This is a genomic window from Kitasatospora sp. NBC_00039, from assembly GCF_045160625.1.
Taxonomy (GTDB): Bacteria; Actinomycetota; Actinomycetes; order Streptomycetales; family Streptomycetaceae; genus Kitasatospora.
Genome location: NZ_CP108290.1, coordinates 141,068 through 159,690, shown reverse-complemented (window position 1 = coordinate 159,690; position 18,623 = coordinate 141,068). Strand labels below are relative to the sequence as shown.

The 18,623-nt window shown below is 72.6% G+C and carries 15 protein-coding genes; 7 read left to right on the top strand and 8 right to left on the bottom strand.

What is annotated here, in order from left to right; translation table 11 throughout:
- Positions 1 to 2: 2 nt before the first annotated feature.
- The 3 genes from OG286_RS36940 to OG286_RS36930 all read right to left on the bottom strand — a co-directional run bounded on the left by OG286_RS36940 (position 3) and on the right by OG286_RS36930 (position 1,622).
- The gene (locus tag OG286_RS36940; protein WP_331741286.1) at positions 3 to 314 is read right to left on the bottom strand and encodes a DUF1232 domain-containing protein; all 312 of its coding nucleotides are present in this window, start codon (positions 312 to 314) and stop codon (positions 3 to 5) included.
- Positions 315 to 537: 223 nt separating this feature from the next.
- On the bottom strand, positions 538 to 1,026 hold the full coding sequence (locus OG286_RS36935) for a hypothetical protein (RefSeq protein WP_331741285.1): 489 nt from the start codon (positions 1,024 to 1,026) through the stop codon (positions 538 to 540).
- Positions 1,027 to 1,166: 140 nt separating this feature from the next.
- The gene (locus tag OG286_RS36930) at positions 1,167 to 1,622 is read right to left on the bottom strand and encodes a MarR family transcriptional regulator (protein ID WP_331741284.1); all 456 of its coding nucleotides are present in this window, start codon (positions 1,620 to 1,622) and stop codon (positions 1,167 to 1,169) included.
- A 31-nt stretch (positions 1,623 to 1,653) separates the two neighbouring features.
- Between OG286_RS36930 and OG286_RS36925 the strand changes: the two genes are divergently transcribed.
- A complete protein-coding gene (locus tag OG286_RS36925; protein ID WP_405366114.1) occupies positions 1,654 to 1,896 on the top strand; it encodes a DUF2252 family protein in 243 nt (80 codons plus the stop codon).
- Positions 1,897 to 2,231: 335 nt separating this feature from the next.
- On the opposite strand, the gene OG286_RS36920 is transcribed toward OG286_RS36925, so the two are convergent.
- The 3 genes from OG286_RS36920 to OG286_RS36910 all read right to left on the bottom strand — a co-directional run bounded on the left by OG286_RS36920 (position 2,232) and on the right by OG286_RS36910 (position 6,058).
- Positions 2,232 to 2,705, bottom strand: coding sequence for a hypothetical protein (locus OG286_RS36920; protein WP_331741283.1), 474 nt, complete (start codon positions 2,703 to 2,705; stop codon positions 2,232 to 2,234).
- 1,098 nt (positions 2,706 to 3,803) lie between these two features.
- Positions 3,804 to 5,390 carry an FAD-binding oxidoreductase gene (locus OG286_RS36915; RefSeq protein WP_405358708.1) on the bottom strand — a complete coding sequence of 529 codons (1,587 nt, stop codon included), beginning with the start codon at positions 5,388 to 5,390 and terminating at the stop codon, positions 3,804 to 3,806.
- 335 nt (positions 5,391 to 5,725) lie between these two features.
- A complete protein-coding gene (locus OG286_RS36910; RefSeq protein ID WP_331741279.1) occupies positions 5,726 to 6,058 on the bottom strand; it encodes a hypothetical protein in 333 nt (110 codons plus the stop codon).
- A gap of 103 nt (positions 6,059 to 6,161) precedes the next feature.
- Between OG286_RS36910 and OG286_RS36905 the strand changes: the two genes are divergently transcribed.
- Complete coding sequence (locus OG286_RS36905; RefSeq protein ID WP_331741277.1) at positions 6,162 to 6,857, top strand: TetR/AcrR family transcriptional regulator C-terminal domain-containing protein; 696 nt, start codon at positions 6,162 to 6,164, stop codon at positions 6,855 to 6,857.
- A gap of 155 nt (positions 6,858 to 7,012) precedes the next feature.
- Here the strand turns inward: OG286_RS36905 and OG286_RS36900 are convergent, their stop codons facing one another.
- Together OG286_RS36900 and OG286_RS36895 are read right to left on the bottom strand one after the other, a co-directional pair.
- Positions 7,013 to 8,419, bottom strand: coding sequence for an IS1380 family transposase (locus OG286_RS36900; protein WP_331741275.1), 1,407 nt, complete (start codon positions 8,417 to 8,419; stop codon positions 7,013 to 7,015).
- A gap of 426 nt (positions 8,420 to 8,845) precedes the next feature.
- Positions 8,846 to 9,484, bottom strand: a complete 639-nt coding sequence (locus tag OG286_RS36895) for a TetR family transcriptional regulator C-terminal domain-containing protein (protein ID WP_331741273.1) — start codon at positions 9,482 to 9,484, stop codon at positions 8,846 to 8,848.
- A gap of 195 nt (positions 9,485 to 9,679) precedes the next feature.
- Here OG286_RS36895 and OG286_RS36890 point away from each other — a divergent pair, with 195 nt between their 5' ends.
- The 5 genes from OG286_RS36890 to OG286_RS36870 all read left to right on the top strand — a co-directional run bounded on the left by OG286_RS36890 (position 9,680) and on the right by OG286_RS36870 (position 18,528).
- Positions 9,680 to 10,972 carry an FAD-dependent monooxygenase gene (locus OG286_RS36890; protein WP_331741271.1) on the top strand — a complete coding sequence of 431 codons (1,293 nt, stop codon included), beginning with the start codon at positions 9,680 to 9,682 and terminating at the stop codon, positions 10,970 to 10,972.
- Positions 10,973 to 11,348: 376 nt separating this feature from the next.
- Entirely contained in the window at positions 11,349 to 15,377 is a 4,029-nt protein-coding gene (locus OG286_RS36885; protein WP_331741268.1) for a Pls/PosA family non-ribosomal peptide synthetase, read from the top strand.
- A gap of 50 nt (positions 15,378 to 15,427) precedes the next feature.
- Entirely contained in the window at positions 15,428 to 16,837 is a 1,410-nt protein-coding gene (locus OG286_RS36880; protein WP_405366113.1) for a M1 family metallopeptidase, read from the top strand.
- A 158-nt stretch (positions 16,838 to 16,995) separates the two neighbouring features.
- The gene (locus OG286_RS36875; RefSeq protein ID WP_331741264.1) at positions 16,996 to 17,337 is read left to right on the top strand and encodes a hypothetical protein; all 342 of its coding nucleotides are present in this window, start codon (positions 16,996 to 16,998) and stop codon (positions 17,335 to 17,337) included.
- A gap of 39 nt (positions 17,338 to 17,376) precedes the next feature.
- Positions 17,377 to 18,528: a polymorphic toxin type 44 domain-containing protein gene (locus tag OG286_RS36870; protein WP_331741261.1), complete on the top strand. Its 1,152-nt coding sequence runs from the start codon at positions 17,377 to 17,379 to the stop codon at positions 18,526 to 18,528.
- Positions 18,529 to 18,623 lie beyond the last annotated feature (95 nt).

The following is an 18,623-nucleotide window of genomic DNA, read 5'->3' as shown; positions in this document are numbered from 1 at the left end:
CGCTACGGGGCTTCGGGCCCACCCGTCCGGTGCCCGGCGGGCCCGATGCCCAGCCTGGCGCCGGCCTTGGTCAGCGAGCGCAGGGCCACGAGGAGGAACGCGATGTCGTCCAACAGGACCGGGTCGGGCAGAAGGTCCACGGGACTGACCAGGTAGACGATGGACGCCCAGAACAGCACCTTGGTCGACATCGGGATGCCGGAGGCCACCAGCAGCTTCCTGGTCCGGACCAGCTTGACCACCAGGACGGCCGCAACCGCCAGGCTGGCCGCGACGACTCCCGCGGCCACCCACCAGAACACGCTGCCGTCCACGTGACCACCTCCCGCTCGAACCGGTGGTTCCCCGGGAGCCTGCCCCGTTCTCGGGAGACCGTGCACACCTCCGGACAGACTCAAGCTTCGCATCCGTGGCCAGGGAACCGCGGGTCCGTGCCCGGCCCCACGGCGGCAGGGGGCACGCCACCGGGCACGGCTGCGGGCCCGACTGCGGGCCGAAGTCGCCCGACCGCGTCCCGGGCCGGGCGCCGCTTCGCCGTCACCGCTGGAACGGGCTCGGCTCCCAGGCCCGTCCGCCGATCGGGCCGAGACCGATGGGGAGTACCCTCTTCCGGTTGCCGCTGGACCGCTCCAGTTCCAGGTACCAGCTCACGTCGTGGGAGGTCGTCTCGGCGGTGACCTCGATGACCTCCGGGTCGCCCTCGCTCACCTTGACCGGCAGGCCGGTACTGCCCTGGGTCACGACCGGACGGGGGCGGGCCGCGTCCAGATCGAGGTCGTAGGAGTGGACGCCGACTCCTCCGCCGCAGCCCTCCCCCATGGAGTAGGCGTTCCAGGCGAGGGGGGCCGCGATCCGGGCGATCCGGACATTGAGGCCCGACAGCACCACGGTGTCCCTGCCGGTGCCCTGCACCGTGATCTCGATCGACTGGTAGTGGCCGGGAACCGCGCCGAGCCGGGAGACCCAGCCCGGTACGTCCGGAACCTCGGGCGGTCGGGGGACCACGGACGGCGGACGGTCCACCACGACCGTCTCCCCCGACAACGGACTCGGTGGCTGGAACCTCCCCTGGGTGAACTGGTAGACCCGCCCACCCGTACCGCCCGTGACGCCCCTGCCGCCCCTGCCGCCCGTGCCGCCCGTGCCGCCCGTGCCGCCCGTGACGGTCAGTCGTGGCCGGCGGCGAAGGGCCCCTCGTCGACGAAGCGGCGCAGGAGGCGGGCGAAGTCCCGGGCATCGGCCTCCGGCCAGGCCGCCAGCGCGTGCTCGATGCCCAGGGCCAGCTGCCGCCTGGTCGCCGCGATGACGGTGCGTCCGTCGTCGGTGAGGGCGAGCAGGGTGGCGCGGCCGTCGGCCGGGTCGGGCCGGCGCTCGACGAGGCCGGCCCGTTCGAGGCGGTCGGCGCGGCGGGTCACGGTGGTGCGGTCGAGTCCGACCTCGCGCCCCAGGTCGGCGGCGCTGCACGGGCCGGTGCGTGCCAGGCCGCTGAGGACCGGATAGGTGAGGTCGTCGACCGCCTCCCCCAGCCCCTCGGTCAAACGGGCGTAGAGGCGTGCGCGGGTGCTCCGCCGCAGGAGCAGTGCGAGGGCGTCGGCGATGTCGTGTCCTGTCGAGTGCTTCACCCCTCCAGATTAGCGTGCGCCGAGCACGCTTATCCGCTACAGTCATGACTGGAAACTCTCCGCACCGATCGAGACGACGGTCCCCTCGGGCATGGCGCCGTACGGGCGGCTCTGCGGTTGGGCCCTGGCCCGAGCGCACGCCCGCTCCGGCGACCGGGTCGCATTGGCCACCTGCCTCGGCGCTCCGACCGGTTCGACCAAGCCAGCGCGGACTTCGCCGAAGCCTACGCCGACCAGAACGAGGACGACTTCACAGCCCTGCAGATCGCCGTGAAAGAAGGCCGGGCCGAAGCCACCACCGGGAGGCGCTGCTCCATCTCGACGGCACGGTGGTCTCGATCGGATCCTCGGCCCGTCGGTGGGAGCCCCGGGGAGCGTCCCCAGGCCACGGGCCAGGACGGCGTTTGAACAGCGACACCCCGTGCTGTACACGGGCGGTCTGGCAGAGGGCCGGCACGAGGACATCGGCACCACCGCCGACCGGCCGGCCGCAGCGCTCGTCCGCCACCCTGGGACCGGTTCCGCGACGATCGCGGACACCCTGCCGCTCGCCCCCCGACCGCGACTCCTCGGACCCGGCAAGAACCCGGCCGGGTGTCGTCAGTGTGCTCATGGCGGCAGCTGCCGCACTGGCCGCCGCGGACCCCGCCGCGGTGACCGCGTCGAGCCCGCCGTCGTTCCGGCGCAGAGGGCCCAGATGATGAAGATGTCGATGGCGATCAGCACGATGGCCCAGAACGGGTAGTAGGGCAGCCAGAGGAAGGTGGCGATCGTGCCGAGCCCGACGACGACGACACCGACGGCACGTGCCCAGACGGCGCCGGTGAAGAGGGCCACGCCGACCAGCACGATGAGTACGCCCAGGATGAGGTGGATCCATCCCCAGCCGGTGGTGTTCATCTTGTAGGTGTAGTTGTGGGTGACGACGATCAGGTCGTCCTTGGCGATGGCGGCGATCCCCTCGAATATCGCCATGGCGCCACCGAAGATCATCAGTACTGCGGCCAAGACGGTCCAGCCGGTCACTAACGGCCGCCGGGACACCTCGGCTTCGGGCGGCGCTTTGTCGGCGTTGCTGGCCATGTGTGGGCTCCTCGGGGTGGATGGCCTTGCCGCCGACTCGGGCGACCTGGCGGGAGACCCCCTGTGGCCAGGCTCCCACTTCGAAGGCTCGTCGGCACTTGCTGGTTGACGGATCCACGCCCGGCCCTGTGCGTCCGCAAGGGGCCACTGGTGTGCGGCGGCCGTCAGGCCCGTGGGGGCATGAGGCGTGTCCCTCACTCCCCCGTCGCTGCGCCGGTGGCGGCGGCCTGGCGTGGAAGTGTCCTGCTGTTCGCACCCGAGCCGCCGACCGGAACCCGGGCCCGCTGTGAGGTCCCGCGATCACGTGCCGGCCACAGAGCCCGGTGGGGCGGAGGTCCCGGACGGCCTGGTGGTCGACGTCGGTGAGCCTGTGGAGCCCGGCGCGGGCGAGGGAGGTGCAGAGGGGTCGGCGGCGGGGCCGGCGAGGTTGCGTCGCGCGATGTCGGCGGTCTGCCGGGCCTGGAGGGCGGCATCGCGAGTGCGGTCGGCGACGTCCTGGCGGTGCGCTGGGCGCGCTGGGCCCGCTGGAGTGCGAGGTTCCGGTCCGGATCGTAGGTCTCGCGCCCGGTGGTGGCGGCCTCGCCGCGGATGCGCTGCCGCTCCTGAGAGACGACCGCGGCCCGGACGACGGCGCCCTCGTCGCCGGCGTCGGCGTGCCGCTCCGCGATCCGCAGTTCGTCCTGGGCGGCGGCCACGGCCTGGTCGATGGCGCCTGGGGTGAACCCGGGGCCCTGGTACCGATCACCGGCCAGGCCGTTTCCGCGCATGCTCATGCAGAGGCAAGCCGCAGGACGTACCCAGTCCATTGCCCGGGTTCTCCGGCCGGCTGCTGGGCGAACAGCCACCCCTACGCCGATCAGACCTGACCTCCCATCAGCTCAGGTCAGCAAAAGTCAGCATCAGCCCGAGTCCGCCCTCACAGATGCGCGCATACCTGAGAACTCAGCGCACGGCACGAGGGACCCGCGCCGGCGCTGTGAGGAGGTCCGGCCGGGTCCGCCGCGCTCGGGGTGGCACCCTGCTCCGACCCCTCTACTCGCACGATTCGCCCCGATATCATCTATCTTCCGGATGGTTGGCGTGGCACTGCATGCCGGGTCAGGACGGCAGGGTGATCGACTGGGCGTGGTGGAACACGTTCTTGTCGTCCCAGGTCTTCTTCGCCCTCTGCAGGCGGCTGTAGTTCTGCTTGTAGTACAGCCGCTGGTAAGCCGGGTTCGCCTGGCCGACCACGCCGAGGTCGGTGTCGGGGTAGTTCACATAGGCGCCGTCGGTGTCGGTGTCGATCTCGGGGATGCCACCGGTCGCCTTGTACACCGCCCGGTAGAGGCCGCGCAGGTAGTCGAGGTGAGTGGTGTCCTGGGCGGGGTCGGTCCAGTAGGTCTGGTACTGGAGCTTCATGATCGAGTCACGCTGGGGGATGGCGTCCTCGGTGGGCCTTCGCTCGTTGATCCTGCAGCCGTACGAATCGACCTGGACCAGCGTCTGCGTGAGGTCGACGCCCTGGACGTCCTTGGTCAGCCACTCCCAGAAGCTGTCGACCTGTGCGGGGGTGAACGCCCTGCGGTGGTAGGCCGACTTGTACTTGCCCCGCTGGTTGTCCCCCGAGGGGTTGAGCGTCATGGTGGCCTGGAACCACGGCATCTGGCGGCTCTTGTCCGGATACGGGAGGAACAGCCCGCCGGCGCTGTAGGTCTGCACGGCTGCCTTGGTTTTCATCCCGTCCTCCATCGCGGCCAGGAATTGCTCCAGCGGCCCGGGATCGTCCTCGTCCCACTGGCTGAACAGGACGACGTTCCCGTTCGTCCGATGCGTGAGTTTGAGGATGGCGAACAACCCCCGGTAGGCCGATTCGCCCTTTCCGCTGTGCTCGGCGAAGAAGGCGGCGAAGTTGTTCACCAGCCGGCGGAAGTCCGCCGGCTGCTTGACCAGCTCGTCCCACGGCCAGGCGACACTGCTCAGCCAGACCCTCGGCGGTGGCTTCGGGAGCTCGTGGTGGAAGTGGTAGCGCAGTACCACGCCGAAGTTCCCCCCGCCACCGCCGGTGTGCGCCCAGAAGAGGTCTTTCTCGGCCGAGCCCTTCGGGTCGTCGCGGTGCGCCCTGGTCACCTCCACCTTGCCGCCGCGGACGGTGACCACGTCGACCTGGACCAGATGGTCGACGGTCAGCCCGTGCCGCCGGGAGAGCAGCCCGTACCCGCCGCCGCAGATGTGCCCGCCGGCCCCCACCGAGTAGCACGAGCCGGCCGGCAGCGTGACTCCGTACTTGCGGAAGAGCGTGGTGTAGACATCCCAGTTGGTGGCGCCGCCCTCCACGCAGTACGTGGACGCGCCGTACTTGTCCGTCGCCGCGCGGACACCGCGCAGGGTACTGAGGTCGAGGATGACGCCGTTGTCGTTGTCGACGAAGCCCTCGTAACAGTGCCCGCCGCCCCGGATCGTCGGCCGCAACCCCTTGTCGAGCGCCGTCTTCACGGCCGCGACGGCGTCGGCATCGTTGCCCACCAGCCGGATGTAGGCCGGTGTGCTGCTCCACCGCTGATTGAAGCCCTGACTGAGCGTCTGGTACCGCGGGTCGCCGGGGAGCACCGACTGCCCGTCGGGCACCTCGGCGGACTCGGCGGCCGCCGGGCCGGCGCCGGCCGCCAGGCCGAGGGAAGCGGCGGACGCCCCGGCGGCGGCCATTCCCGCGGTACCCAGAAATCCACGCCGGGAGAATTCTTGACGCATGACAGGACCCACTTTCTCGACTCTGAGAAGCTGGCAACCGCACGCTAGCATGTACGTTTGGCCCTGTGAATCCCTGTACGAATTAGTGTGACTGTAAGCCATTTCCCTGGAACGCCTCACACCCTGCGGGCCGAACGAATTGTCAGTGGCATCGGTTAATGTCCCGCCACCTTCTCGGAATCACCGCCGAGCGAGGTCGAACCCCTGGAAGGGGAGAGCGCCGTGAGAAACCAGAAGACCGACCCACGGGCCGCCCCCTGCAGCCACCGACCGCCCCACTCCCGCTCGCGCTACTCGGCGATCGGCCTGGAGAGGTCGTCCTCGGCGAGCACCTGGTAGACGGCGTTCAGGGTGGGCGGGCCAACCAGGTCCTTGATCCGCTCGAAGCGGCGCTCCTCGGCGGGGGCGAGCCGTTCCATCCACTCCTGGATCGACTCGGGCCCGTGGTCGCCCTCGATGATCGCGATGGTGACGATCTTCTGCGGGTCCTCCACATCGGCGGCGGTGATCACCCGGGTCCGCGGGTCACCCGGGACGATCTCGTCCGGAATCCAGCTCTTGCGGAACTCCCCGTAGTCGACCCCGTCGTTGAGCCTGCGCACCATGACACTGACGAGCTGCATGACGTCCTCCCCGAACTTTTTCTTGCAGCGCAAGAAACTGGCGTCCGCTATTGTTTTCTTGCACCGCAAGACATGTCAAGTCCCAGTACGGAGGAGCACATTGATGGCGAGTGGACGCGGGCGCCCGAGGACGGGCCTGACCAGGGAGAAGGTCATCGACGCGGCCCTGGCCTTCGTCGACGAGCACGGACTCGCCGCCCTCTCCAACCGCAAGCTCGGCGCGGCGCTCGGCGTCGAGGGCATGACGCTCTACTACTACGTGCCGAGCAAGGCCGCCCTGCTCGACGGCATGGTGGAGCGTCTGCTCGAGCTGTCCGCCGGCGACCTCTTCACCGAGCCCGCCGGGCGCCCGTGGACGACGGTGGTGGGCGACTTCGCCGCCGCCCTACGCAGGATCCTGCTCGACCACCCGGCCATGCTCACCGTCCTGGCCACCCGCCCGGCCGCCACCCCGGCGGCGCTGCACCTGCTGGAACGCGGCGTCGGCGCGCTGCGCGCCGACCGGGTTCCGCTCGCGGACGCCCTGGACGTCCTCAACGCCGTGGCGTCGTTCACGCTCGGCCACACCCTCGCGGAAGTCGGCGAGACCCCCCACCACGAGGGGACGGAGCCCGATCCGGAGCAGTTCCGCTCACTGGACCCGGCGGTGTTCCCGCAGTTGGCCGAAGCCTTCGGCACCGGCGCCGGCCTGGACTCGGAGCAGCGCTTCCACCGCACGCTGCGCATCCTGCTCGCGGGGTTCGCCGCCGAGATCGACGAAGGCGCCGGGGCCGGCGATGAGGGGAGGCCGCAAGGCTAGCCTCCGCGTTTCGGTTGGGGCTGGCTGAGCCGGGTTGATCTCCGGGGCGGTGGTGCTGGACTGCTTGGGGCTGGGTGGGCGTGCCGGGGGCCCGACGCGTGGTCGGGTGCTCCTTGGTCCTCGGGTCGTGGGCGGTCAGCGGCGGTGTCTTCGGGTCAGGTCACCGGTCGGGGTAGTGCTGCGAGGCGGGCAAAGGCGAGGGCGAGTTCGTGGCGCCAGGGCCAGGTGGAGGCGATCCGTAGGCGGATGCGGCGTGCGGCGCGGGTGATCCGGGCCGCGGTGTGCAGGATCCGGTAGCGGAGCTTCTTCGGCTCAGCGGTGGCGAGCTCGCCGTCCAGCAGCAGGGTCCGGGTCCAGACGAGCAGGTCGATGGCGGTCAGGGACAGCTCCAGCCAGGCCGCGTTGATCGCGAAGTGGCGTGAGGGGAAGCGGCCGAAGCCGGTGGTCTTGCCGCAGCGGATGTGGTCCTCGACCCTGGCGTGGGCGCGGTGGCGGACCTCCAGGTGTTGCAGGGAGCCGCCGCCGGCGACGGGCGTGTCGGTGAGGAAGACCTGGTGGCGCATCCCTTCGTCCTGGTCGAAGAGCGAGAGCTGGGCTCCGGGGTGGGGACGCTCGCGCCGCACGATGGCGCGGGTGCCGTCCGGGTGGCCGGCGAGGTCGACCAGGCCGGTCAGTTCGGCGACCTCGGCCCCGGTGCGAAGGGAGCCGTCCTGTTCCAGGGCGGGGTGCCAGACCTGCTCGGGCAGGGCGCGGATGGCCTTGCGGAACTCGGCGGTGACGGCGTGTCCGACGGAGAAGGTGGTCTGGATGCCGCGCTGTCTGAGGGCGCGCACGTGGGTCAGGAACGCCTTGGCGCCACCCGCGCTGTCGGCGCGGATGAGGATCTCGGTGCCGTGGCGCTGGGCATCGGGGATCTGTGCGAGCGCCTGGTCGATGACCGTGATGTGGTCGGCTGCGGTGTTCGCTCCGGCGTTGCCCGGTCGCAGGAGGCCGGCCAGGGCCTCGCCGGTGTTGTCCAGGAAGCAGAGCAGCGGGTGGTAGCCGAAGCCGCGTTTGTAGGTGGCGGCGGCCTGTTCCTTCTCGGAGTGGCAGGTGACCAGGGTGGCGTCGATGTCCAGGACCAGGCCCGGCAGTTGACGTCCTCCGACTCGGGCCGACGGTATCCCGTCCCTGGTCTCGGCGGCCTGCAGCCAGGCGACCTCGCGGGCAGCGGCGCGGGCGGCTCGCAGCGCCTTTAGGGCTTGGGTGTCGATGCCTGCCAGGACGCGCCAGGCGGTGGGGATGGAGGCGACGGGGCCGAACACCTGCTGCTGGTCGCGCAGAAGGGCCAGGTCCCGGATCGCCTCGCCGCCGTCGGCGAGCATCACCGCCAGGTCCACCGCGACGCGGCCGGGAGCGTGCCCGGTGCCGCGTGGCCGCAGCCGCCGCAGTGCCTCGGAGAAGGTGCTGGTCAGTGTGGTGGCATCGGCCAGATCCGCCAGCAGGCGCGATCCGGCGTGGCTGACGACCCCGTGCCCGTCGGCGCTGACGACGAGCTTGGGGCGTGACCGGGTAGTGTGCACGCAGAAAGTGCCTTCCTACTGGTACGACGGAGACCTTAGACAAGCCTCATCGTCCCAGTTCAGAAGGCACTTTCGCTTTTCTGGTCATGATCCGGACGCGCCCCGAAGTGAAACGCGCAGGCTAGGGCAATTTCTTTCACATCAGCAGAGGTGATCACCGTGCGATGGGTGGTCCGGGGTCCGATCACCGGCACGTGGGACCATGCCTCGCATGGCATCAGAGGCGGCCGAGGCCGACGCGCCATTCGCCCGCGGGCCGAGCTGACGGTCCGCCAGGCAGGACTCTCGTTCATCCCGTACGCCCGGCACCGGTGGCCCGAATCAGGCTCCCGAACCGCCCCTCCGACAGCGACTCGGACCCACGCCGCTGGTGCTCGGCCACCACGGCGTGTGCGACCGACCGGCGCCCCAGCTGCGCCACGGGGGTCAGGCGTCCGCGCCGCCCGAGACGTCCAAGCCATCCGCGCCGTCCGCCCCGCGCAGGGCCGCCGCGACCAGGCCCTGGATCTCGTCCGCCCGTAGGGTCCCGCCGCCGACCAGCCGGTCGAAGACCAGGCCGTCCACGCAGGCCAGCAGTGTGAGGGTGCGTGCCGCCGGGTCCGCGACGCCCTGGGCTGCGATGAAGCTGCGGACGGCCGCGTGGCCCGCGTTCTCGCGCGGGACGAGAATCTCGCGCAGTTCGGGATCACGCACGCTCTCCACCGCACAGGCGTAGCGCGCGAGCGAGCGCCGCCGCCCTTCGCCCGTCAGCCGGCGCTCGGCCAGCAGGGCGATGCCCTCGGCCAGCTCGGTGGCCGAACGCGGCGTCGGCACCTGCTCGCCCATCGCCTGGAGCTCGCCCTGGTCCAGCTCGACCAGGCGCCGGACGAGGGCGGTGAGCAGCGCCTGCCTGGTCCGCAGGTACGCCGAGGTGGTGCCGACCGGCAGGCCGGCCGCCGCGTCCACCGCCCGATGGGTCAGCCCGCGCATGCCCGCGTCGGCGAGGACGCCGATGGCCGCGTCCGCCAGCAGGGTCCGCCGGTCGGCCCCTCGCGTCGCCGAACCGTGCCCTGCCGAACCGTGCATTGCCGAACCACGCGTTACCGCCCCGCGCGCCGCGTGCCCGGCGGGGCCGCGTTCATTCGGCCCACGCCCGTCCGGCTGCTTCTGCCCGTCTGCCTCAGCTTCCTGCATCCCCCCTTTCTACACCCGTAGTAAGTGCGAGTACTCTCCCTCTACAGCTGTAGAAGGTCAGCGCGAACGACAGGGGAAGGACCGGGCATGAGCAGCAACAGCGCGGTGGTGGTCGGGGGCGGCATCGGAGGGCTGGCAGCCGCGATCGGGCTCCGGCTCGCCGGGTGGGACGTCACGGTGGTCGAGCGGGCAACGGAGCTGGACGACGCGGGCGCCGGGATCTCGCTGGCCGCCAACGGCCTGCGGGCGCTCACCACCCTCGGCGTCGGCGAGGCGGTGGAGGCGGCCTCGCGCCGCCAGTACACCGGTGGCACCCGCACTCCGAGCGGCCGCCGGCTGGCCCGGATGGACGGCACGGCGCTGGAGCGCGAGCTGGGCGCGCCGATCATCGGCATCCCGCGCGCCGCGCTGCACCGGATCCTGCGGGAGGCGCTGCCGGCCGAGTCGCTGGTGATCGGCGCAGAGGTGACGGCGGTCGAGGCGGCCAAGCCGGCGATTGGCGCCACCCGGCCCCCGCGGATCCGGGTCGAGTACGGCGGCACCGCGCTCGACGCCGACCTGGTGGTCGCGGCCGACGGGATCGGCAGCCGACTGCGCCGCCGGCTCTTCCCCGACCACCCCGGCCCGGTCTACAGCGGCTCGACGGCGCTGCGGGCGATCACCGAGCGGCCGGTCGAGGGGACGACCGGCGACTCGATCGCCGACTTCGAGCTGACCTGGGGCCACGGCGCGGAGTTCGGACACATCGCCTTCCCCGACGGCCGGGCCGAATGGCACGCGGTGCTCACCGCCCCGGCCGGTATGCGCTACCCGGACCCGCTGGCCGAGGTCCGCCGTCGCTTCGCCGGCTGGCACGAGCCGATCCCCGCACTGCTGGCCGCGACCCGCCCGGAGGCCGTCCTGCATCACGACGTCAACGAGCTGGTCACGCCGCTCCCTTCGTTCACGGCGGGCCGGGTCGCACTGCTCGGCGACGCGGCCCACGCCATGACCCCCCACCTGGGACAGGGCGCCTGCCAGGCCCTGGAGGACGCGGTGACCCTGGCTGCCGCGATCGGCTCGGAGCCCGGCGTCGAGTCGGCCCTCGCCCGGTACGACGCCGAGCGGCGCACGCGGAGCCAGGCGGTCGCCCGCGATGCGCGGCGCGCCGGCCGGATGGGACAGCAGCTCGCCCACCCGTTGGCCGTCGCCGCCCGCAACGCGGCGATCCGCCTGACCCCGCCCGGTGCGATGGTGCGCACCGCACTGCGCCACGCCGACTGGACACCGCCACAGATCACCGCCGCAACCACCCGGGCCTGCCCCGGACGCACCCCGCACCTCACACCCCGCGGCAGGCCCGGCTCCAGGGGCCGCCGTGGGGCCGCGGCGGGGCCATGACGGGCACGCCACCGGACCCGCAGCCGCGTCCAGCACCCTCCAGCGCGGCGTCCGCCACCCGAAGGGAGCACCTTTCGGTGTGGCGTGGGTCACGGCCCGGAAAAAAGGCTGACGGTCCGTCAAGCTGACTGACAGCTCGTCACAAATGACTCACAGAAGCTCAGTTATTCGCTGACTTACAGTCAGATTCGGCCAGCTGGGCGCAAGTTGGGTGGAGTGTCGGGCAGTACGCCGTTCATCACCCCGGGCTACCATCGGTCGGGTTGTCCGCTCCGGCCCCGGAGTGGGGTCACCCGATCAGGCGTGTGCTCCCACCGCCCCCAAGGGCCGAGCGCCGGTCGGGACAGGGGCGAGGACGAGGAGCGCACGGGCTGCCATGACAGCTGAACCGAGCCACATCGAGCACCCCCCGCACGCCCCGCACACCCCACAGGCCCCCGCCCCCGGCGTGACGGCCGCCCCCGAGAAGGCCCGGCAGACCCCGCAGGCCCCACCAACCTCCCAGACCCTGCAGACCTCGCACACCCCACAGGCCCTCGCCCCGGCCCTCTTCCCCGGACGCCCGGCCCCCGCGCCGCGCACCCTGGTCGACGTCCTGGACGCCACCGTCCGCGTCCACCCCAACGAACCGGCCCTGGACGACGGCCGGACCGTGCTCAGCTACCGGGCGCTCGCCGCCGAGGTCGAGCAGCTGCGCCGCCGGCTGGCCTCTGCCGGGATCGGCACGGGCGACCGCGTCGGCATCCGCGTCCCCTCCGGCACGAACGACCTCTACGTCTCGATCCTCGCCGTGCTCGCCGCCGGGGCCGCCTACGTCCCGGTCGACGCAGAGGACCCGGACGAGCGCGCGCAGCTGGTCTTCGAGGAGGCAGCCGTCGCCGCCGTGCTCGGCGCGGAGCGCGCCCTGACCCTCACCGGCGCGCCGCAGGAGGCCGCCAACCCGGCCCGGCCCGCCCCGGCCCGCCCGACCCCCGCCCGCCCCACCCCGGCCGACGACGCCTGGATCATCTTCACCTCGGGCTCCACCGGCCGCCCCAAGGGCGTCGCCGTCACCCACCGCAACGCCGCCGCCTTCGTCGACGCCGAGGCCGCGCTCTTCCTCCAGGACGAGCCGATCGGCCCGGGCGACCGCGTGATGGCCGGGCTCTCCGTCGCCTTCGACGCCTCCTGCGAGGAGATGTGGCTGGCCTGGCGATACGGCGCCTGCCTGGTACCCGTCCCGCGCTCACAGGTCCGCAGCGGCGCCGACCTCGGGCCGTGGCTGGCCGAGCAGGAGATCACCGTGGTCTCCACCGTCCCCACGCTGGCCGCCCTCTGGCCGGCCGAAGCCCTGAACGAGGTCCGGCTGCTGATCTTCGGCGGCGAGGCCTGTCCGCCGGAGCTGGTGCAGCGGCTGGTCACCGAGGGCCGCGAGGTCTGGAACACCTACGGGCCCACCGAGGCGACCGTGGTGGCCTGCGCAGCGCTGCTGACCGGGGACGGCCCGGTCCGGATCGGCCTGCCGCTGGACGGCTGGGACCTCGCCGTGGTGGACGAGGCCGGCGAGCCGGTCGCGACGGGCGGCACCGGCCAGCTGGTGATCGGCGGTGTCGGCCTGGCCCGCTACCTGGACCCGGCCAAGGACGCCGAGAAGTACGCGCCACTGCCCTCGCTCGACTGGGAGCGCGCCTACCGCAGCGGCGACCTCGTCCAGGCCGACCCGGCCGGCCTGCTCTTCCTCGGCCGCGCCGACGAGCAGATCAAACTCGGCGGCCGCCGGATCGAACTCGGTGAGGTCGACGCCGCCCTCCAGGCCCTGCCGGGCGTTGCCGGTGCGGCCGCCGCCGTCCGCACCGCGCGCGGCGGCAACCAGCTGCTGGTCGGCTACCTGGTGACCAAGGACGGCTGGGACCGCGAGCAGGCCGTCGAACGGCTCCGCGCCGAGCTGCCCGCCGCCCTGGTGCCGCTGCTCGCGCCGGTCGAGTCACTGCCCACCCGCACGTCCGGCAAGGTCGACCGCAACGCGCTGCCCTGGCCGCTGCCCGGCCTGGAGACGGCCGGGCCCACCGAGCAGCTCTACGGCACCGAGGCCTGGCTGGCCGAACAGTGGACCGAGATCCTCGGTGTTCCGGTGAGCGGCCCGCGCGAGGACTTCTTCGCCATCGGCGGCGGCAGCCTCGCCGCCGCCCGGCTCACCACCCTGCTGCGAACCCGCTACCCCAGCGCCGCCGTGCTGGACATCTACCAGCAGCCGACGCTGCGCAAGCTCGCCCGCCACCTGGAGCGCGGCGCGTCCGACGGCGGCGAGGCCCGCACGGTCGCGCTGGTGCCGACCCGGGCCAAGGTGCTCCAGCTGCTCCTGCTGATCCCGCTCTTCACCGTGGTCGGGCTGCGCTGGACGGTCGCGCTGCTGGCACTGGGCAACGCGCTCACCTGGCTCGGCGACTACCCGTGGGCGCCGACCGCCTCCTGGTGGGCGGTCGGCGCGGGCGCACTGGCGCTCTACACCCCGGCGGGCCGGCTGGCCGTCGCGGCCGGGGGCGCCCGGCTGCTCCTGCGCGGCCTGCGCCCGGGCCGCTACCCGCGGGGCGGCTCCACCCATCTGCGGCTCTGGACGGCCGAGCGGCTCGCCGAGGTGACCGGCGCGACCGCGCTCTCCGGGGCGTGGCTCGTGCGCTACGCGCGGGCGCTCGGCGCCAAGGTCGGCCCCGAGGTGGACCTGCACTCGCTGCCGCCGGTCACCGGCATGCTCAAGCTCGGCCGGGGCTGCGCGGTGGAGGCCGAGGTCGACCTCTGCGGCTACTGGCTGGACGGTGACCGGCTGGAGGTCGGTCAGGTCGAGGTCGGCCCGGGCGCCGTGGTCGGGACGCGGTCGACCCTGCTGCCCGGCGCCAAGGTCGGCAAGGGGGCCCAGGTGGTGGCCGGCTCCAGCATCACCGGCCAGGTGCCGACCGGCCAGCGCTGGGGCGGCGCGCCCGCCGTCAAACTGGGCCGCGCCGAGCGCGCCTGGCCCAAGGAGCGGCCGGTCCGCCGGGCCCGCTGGGCCGCGCTGTACGGGGCCAGCGGCACGGCGCTCAGCCTGCTGCCGGTCCTGCCGGCGCTCGCCGGGCTGGCGGTGCTCGCCCGTTTCGCGCACCCCGGCACGGGCCTCGGCACCGCGCTCGGCGGCGCCCTGCTCGGCCTGCTCCCGGCCACCCTGGCCTACGGGGTGGTGTACGCCGCGCAGCTCGTCGCGGCCGTCCGGCTGCTCAGCGTCGGGCTGACGCCCGGGGTGCACCCGCTGCACGGGCGGGTCGGCTGGCAGGCGTGGACCGTCACCCAGCTGATGGACCAGGCGCGCGAGATCCTCTTCCCGCTGTACGCGGGTCTGGTGACACCGCTCTGGCTGCGGGCGCTCGGGATGAAGGTCGGCCGTGGCGCCGAGGTGTCCACGGTGCTGGCACTGCCCAGCCTGACCACGGTCGGGGACGGCGCGTTCCTGGCGGACGACACCCTGATCGCCCCGTACGAGCTGGGCGGCGGCTGGGTGCGGCTCGGCGAGGCGAAGGTCGGCGAGCGGGCGTTCCTCGGCAACTCGGGGATGACCGCACCGGGCCGGTCGGTCCCCAAGCGGGGGCTGGTGGGCGTGCTGTCCGCGACTCCGGCGAAGGCCAAGAAGGGCGGCTCCTACCTGGGCATGCCGCCGATGCGGCTGCCGCGGTCGGCCGACCAGGCGGACCAGAGCCTGACCTACGAGCCGCCGGCCCGGCTGCTCTGGGCCCGCGGGCTGGTCGAGGTGGCCCGGCTGCTGCCGGTGCTGGCCTCCGGGGCGCTCGGCGCGCTGACCCTGGCGGCGCTGTCCTGGCTGGCGGCCGGCTGGTCGCCGGTGGCGGCGGCGCTGCTGTCCGGCGTGGTGCTGCTGACGGCGGGCGGGGCGGCCTGCCTGGTCGCGGTGGCGGCGAAGTGGCTGCTGGTCGGGCGGTTCCGGGCGGTGGAGCACCCGTTGTGGAGCGGTTTCGTCTGGCGCAACGAGCTGGCCGACACCTTCGTCGAGGTGCTCGCGGTGCCGTGGCTGGTGGGCGCGGTGCCGGGCACCCCGGTGCTGAACCTCTGGCTGCGGGCGCTCGGCGCGAACGTCGGGCGGGGCGTCTGGTGCGAGAGCTACTGGCTGCCGGAGGCGGACCTCGTCACCCTCGGGGACGGCGTGAGCATCAACCGGGGCTGTGTCGTGCAGACCCACCTCTTCCATGACCGGATCATGCGGATGGATACTGTCATCCTCCGCGAGGGCGCCACCCTGGGCCCGGGCGGCATCGTGCTGCCCGGCAGTACGGTGGGCGCGCGCAGCACGCTGGGCCCGGCCTCGCTGGTGATGCGCGCCGAGTCCGTGCCCGCGGACTCGCGGTGGCTGGGCAACCCGATCGAGGCGTGGCAGACCACCTCGTGACCGGCCCCGCCTCCCCCGCACCCACGTCCGTCCCGTCCGCCACGCCCCCCATGTCCGCCGTGTCCCCCGTGGATGCGTCCTTGTCCCCCAGCTCGCAGGGAGCGCACGACCCGGTGAAATCCCGCCCGGTGACCCACCAGCACGCCCCGGCGGCCCCCACCGCCGCGCCCGACCCGTACTTCCCGAACAGCGGCGACCCCCGCTACAAGGTCCACCGCTACGAACTCGCGCTGGACTACCGGCCCGGCCCCAACCGGCTGGGCGGCACCGCCCGGCTCAGCGCCGTCGCGGGCACCGCCCTGCCCGAGTTCGCGCTGGACCTCGCCGATTTCCGGATCGGCCGGGTGCTGGTGGACGGCAAGGCCGCCCGCTACACCCACCGGGCCGGCAAGCTGCGGGTCCGGCCGGCCAAGGCGCTCGCGGCGGGGGCCGCGTTCACCGTCGAGGTGCACTACACCGGGAACCCACGCCCGGTTCGCAGCCCGTGGGGCGGCCTCGGCTGGGAGGAGCTGACCGACGGCGCGCTGGTCGCCAGCCAGCCGGTCGGCGCGCCCTCCTGGTTCCCGTGCAACGACCGGCCGGCCGACAAGGCGACGTACCAGATAGCGGTCACCACACCGTCCCCGTACACGGTGGTGGTCGGCGGCCGGCCGCTCACCCGCACCCCCCGGGCGTCCAGCACGACGTGGGTGTACGAGCAGTCCGCGCCGACCTCGACCTACCTGGTCACCGTCTCGATCGGCCACTACCTGCCGGTGGCGCTCGCCGAGCGCCCGGCCGTGCGGCAGACCGGCTACGTGCCTGCGGGGCTGGCGGCCGAGTTCGCCGCCGACTTCGGCCGGCAGCCGCAGATGATGGCGTACTTCGAGGAGATCTTCGGCCCGTACCCGTTCGGCGAGTACGCGGTCGTGGTGGCCGACGAGGAGCTGGACGTCCCGGTGGAGGCGCAGGGCGTCGCCACCTTCGGCACCAACCACCTCGGCGGCGGCTGGGAGAACGAGCGGCTGATCGCCCACGAGCTGGCGCACCAGTGGTTCGGCAACAGCGTGTCGATCGCCGACTGGAGCCACATCTGGCTCAACGAGGGCCTGGCCAAGTACGCGGAGTGGCTCTGGTCCGAGCACACCGGCGGTCCGTCCGCGGCCGCCCACGCCGCGGCCGCGCGCGCCCTGCTGGCCCGCCTTCCGCAGGACCTCCGGCTCGGCGACCCGGGCCGGAAGCTGATGTTCGACGACCGGCTCTACCAGCGCGGCGGCCTCACCGTCCACGCCCTCCGGGTCACTCTGGGTGAGGCCCCCTTCTTCCGGATGCTCAAGGACTGGGCCACCCTCAACCGCCATGGCAGCGTCACCACCGCCGACTTCACGGCGCACGCCCAGCGGTACGCGCAGGGCCTGGCGTTGGGCGGCCTGTTCGAGGCCTGGCTGTGGCACGGCACGCTGCCCCCGGTGTCCGCCTGACCGGCCGCTCCCCGTCGTCGGAGGCTGTTCGGCGGCGACGGCTCGCCCGCTACCATTCGCCGCATCAGAAACGTACATCCGTACGATGGGCTGGGCCGGTCGGCGGGGCGGAGCCCCTCCTCCGGCGCGCGGAACCGACGACGAAGGGGGCAACAGGGATGCCGGAAGGCGGAAACGGCGGCTCGGGCGGGGTCAGCGTCAACACCGGGGTGCTGCGCAAGTCCGCGGGGCACTGCCGGGAGATATCGCCGGCCGTCCAAGCCGGATCGAAGCATCCGGAGGCGCCGGGCCAGCGGGCCGGCAGCATGCTGGCACACCAGGGCTTCGAGCTCGGCGCGGCGCTCCAGACGGCGGTCACGCGCTGGTCCAGGCAGACCGCCTCGATCCTCCAGGCGGTCGACCTCACCGGCCGCAACCTCGACGAGAGCGCCGCCGGCCACAGTGCGACCGACAACGGGATCGCGCAGCAGATGCAGGGCATGGGTTCGCAGTTCCACTGACCGCCCACGACTACGGGCGGATCGCAAGACAGCACGGGGATGAGCATGCTGACATACGAACAGGTGCTGGCCGCACCTCTCACCGAACTCAAGGAGGCGGCCGACCAGTGGTCGAACGCCGCCCGGGCCATGGGCGAGCAGCAGGGCAAGTACCGGGACCAGGTGATCGTTCCGACTCACGCCAGCTGGAGCGGCGCCGACGCGGACGCGGCGCAGACCTTCATGGCGAAGGTGTCCAAGGAGCTGTACGACGCCATGACCGAGGCGGACGCCATCCACGGCGTCCTGCTGGACGCCCACACGGCGATCTCCGCCGCCCGCAAGGAACTGCTCCGGCTGGCCGAGCAGGAGGCGCCGCGGCTGAACCTGGTGGTCGGTGCCGGCGGGAAGGCGATGCCCGCCCAGTGCCTGGCCGAGCCGGACCCGGAGCAGGACGCCCGGGACAAGAAGAACATCGAGGAGCTGGAGCGGGCCATCGTCAACGCCCGCGCAGCCGCCCACGAGGCTGACCGCGCGGCGGCCTGGGCGCTGGGGCGCAACACCGGCGCCAGCGACAAGGAGTTCAACCCGGGCGGGTACAACACGCTCGACAAGGCCGAGGCGGGGCTGGGCGAATCCCACTTCACGGACGCCTCGAACTTCATCTTCGACGAGATGAAGACCAACATCGACTCCGCGCAGGTCGCCGAGATCCGGCGGAACATGGAACAGAGCGAGAGCCCCTGGGCCATCATCAACCCGATCCCGGGCTCGGTCGCCGGGCCGCGCGCGATGGGGCTGGCGATCTGGTACGAGCAGGTCAAGAGCGGTGGTCCGTGGGACCACAAGCCGATCCTGGAGAAGCGCTACGACCTCCAGTCGGCGAACGACTTCTACTTCAAGGTGCCCGACCGGGATGTGGAGGTCTCGTACGACATCTACTCCAACATCCACTACGGGTACGTCGGGAGGTCGGCCGGGATCAGCCGGGTGGAGCTCGTCGAGGCCGCCAACGCCGGTACCGGCGGCACCGGCACCAACGACCCCGGTGACGACATGTCGATGAAGATCGGCATGGACCTCTACGAGAAGTACGGCCCGAACATGACGAAGGAGCAGATGGACGCGGCGGTGCTGCAGCTGATCGACGACATGGAGGCCAAGCGGCGGGCCGGTGACACGAGCATCACCCAGGTCCGCCCGGCCCGGTAGCGGGCCGCGGAGGCCGGTACGCGTCCGGCTCGGGGCGGGGTGGAGTACCTCGCCCGGGTCCTGCCCCCGAGGCCCTCGTCGGTGGTGCCCCGGTC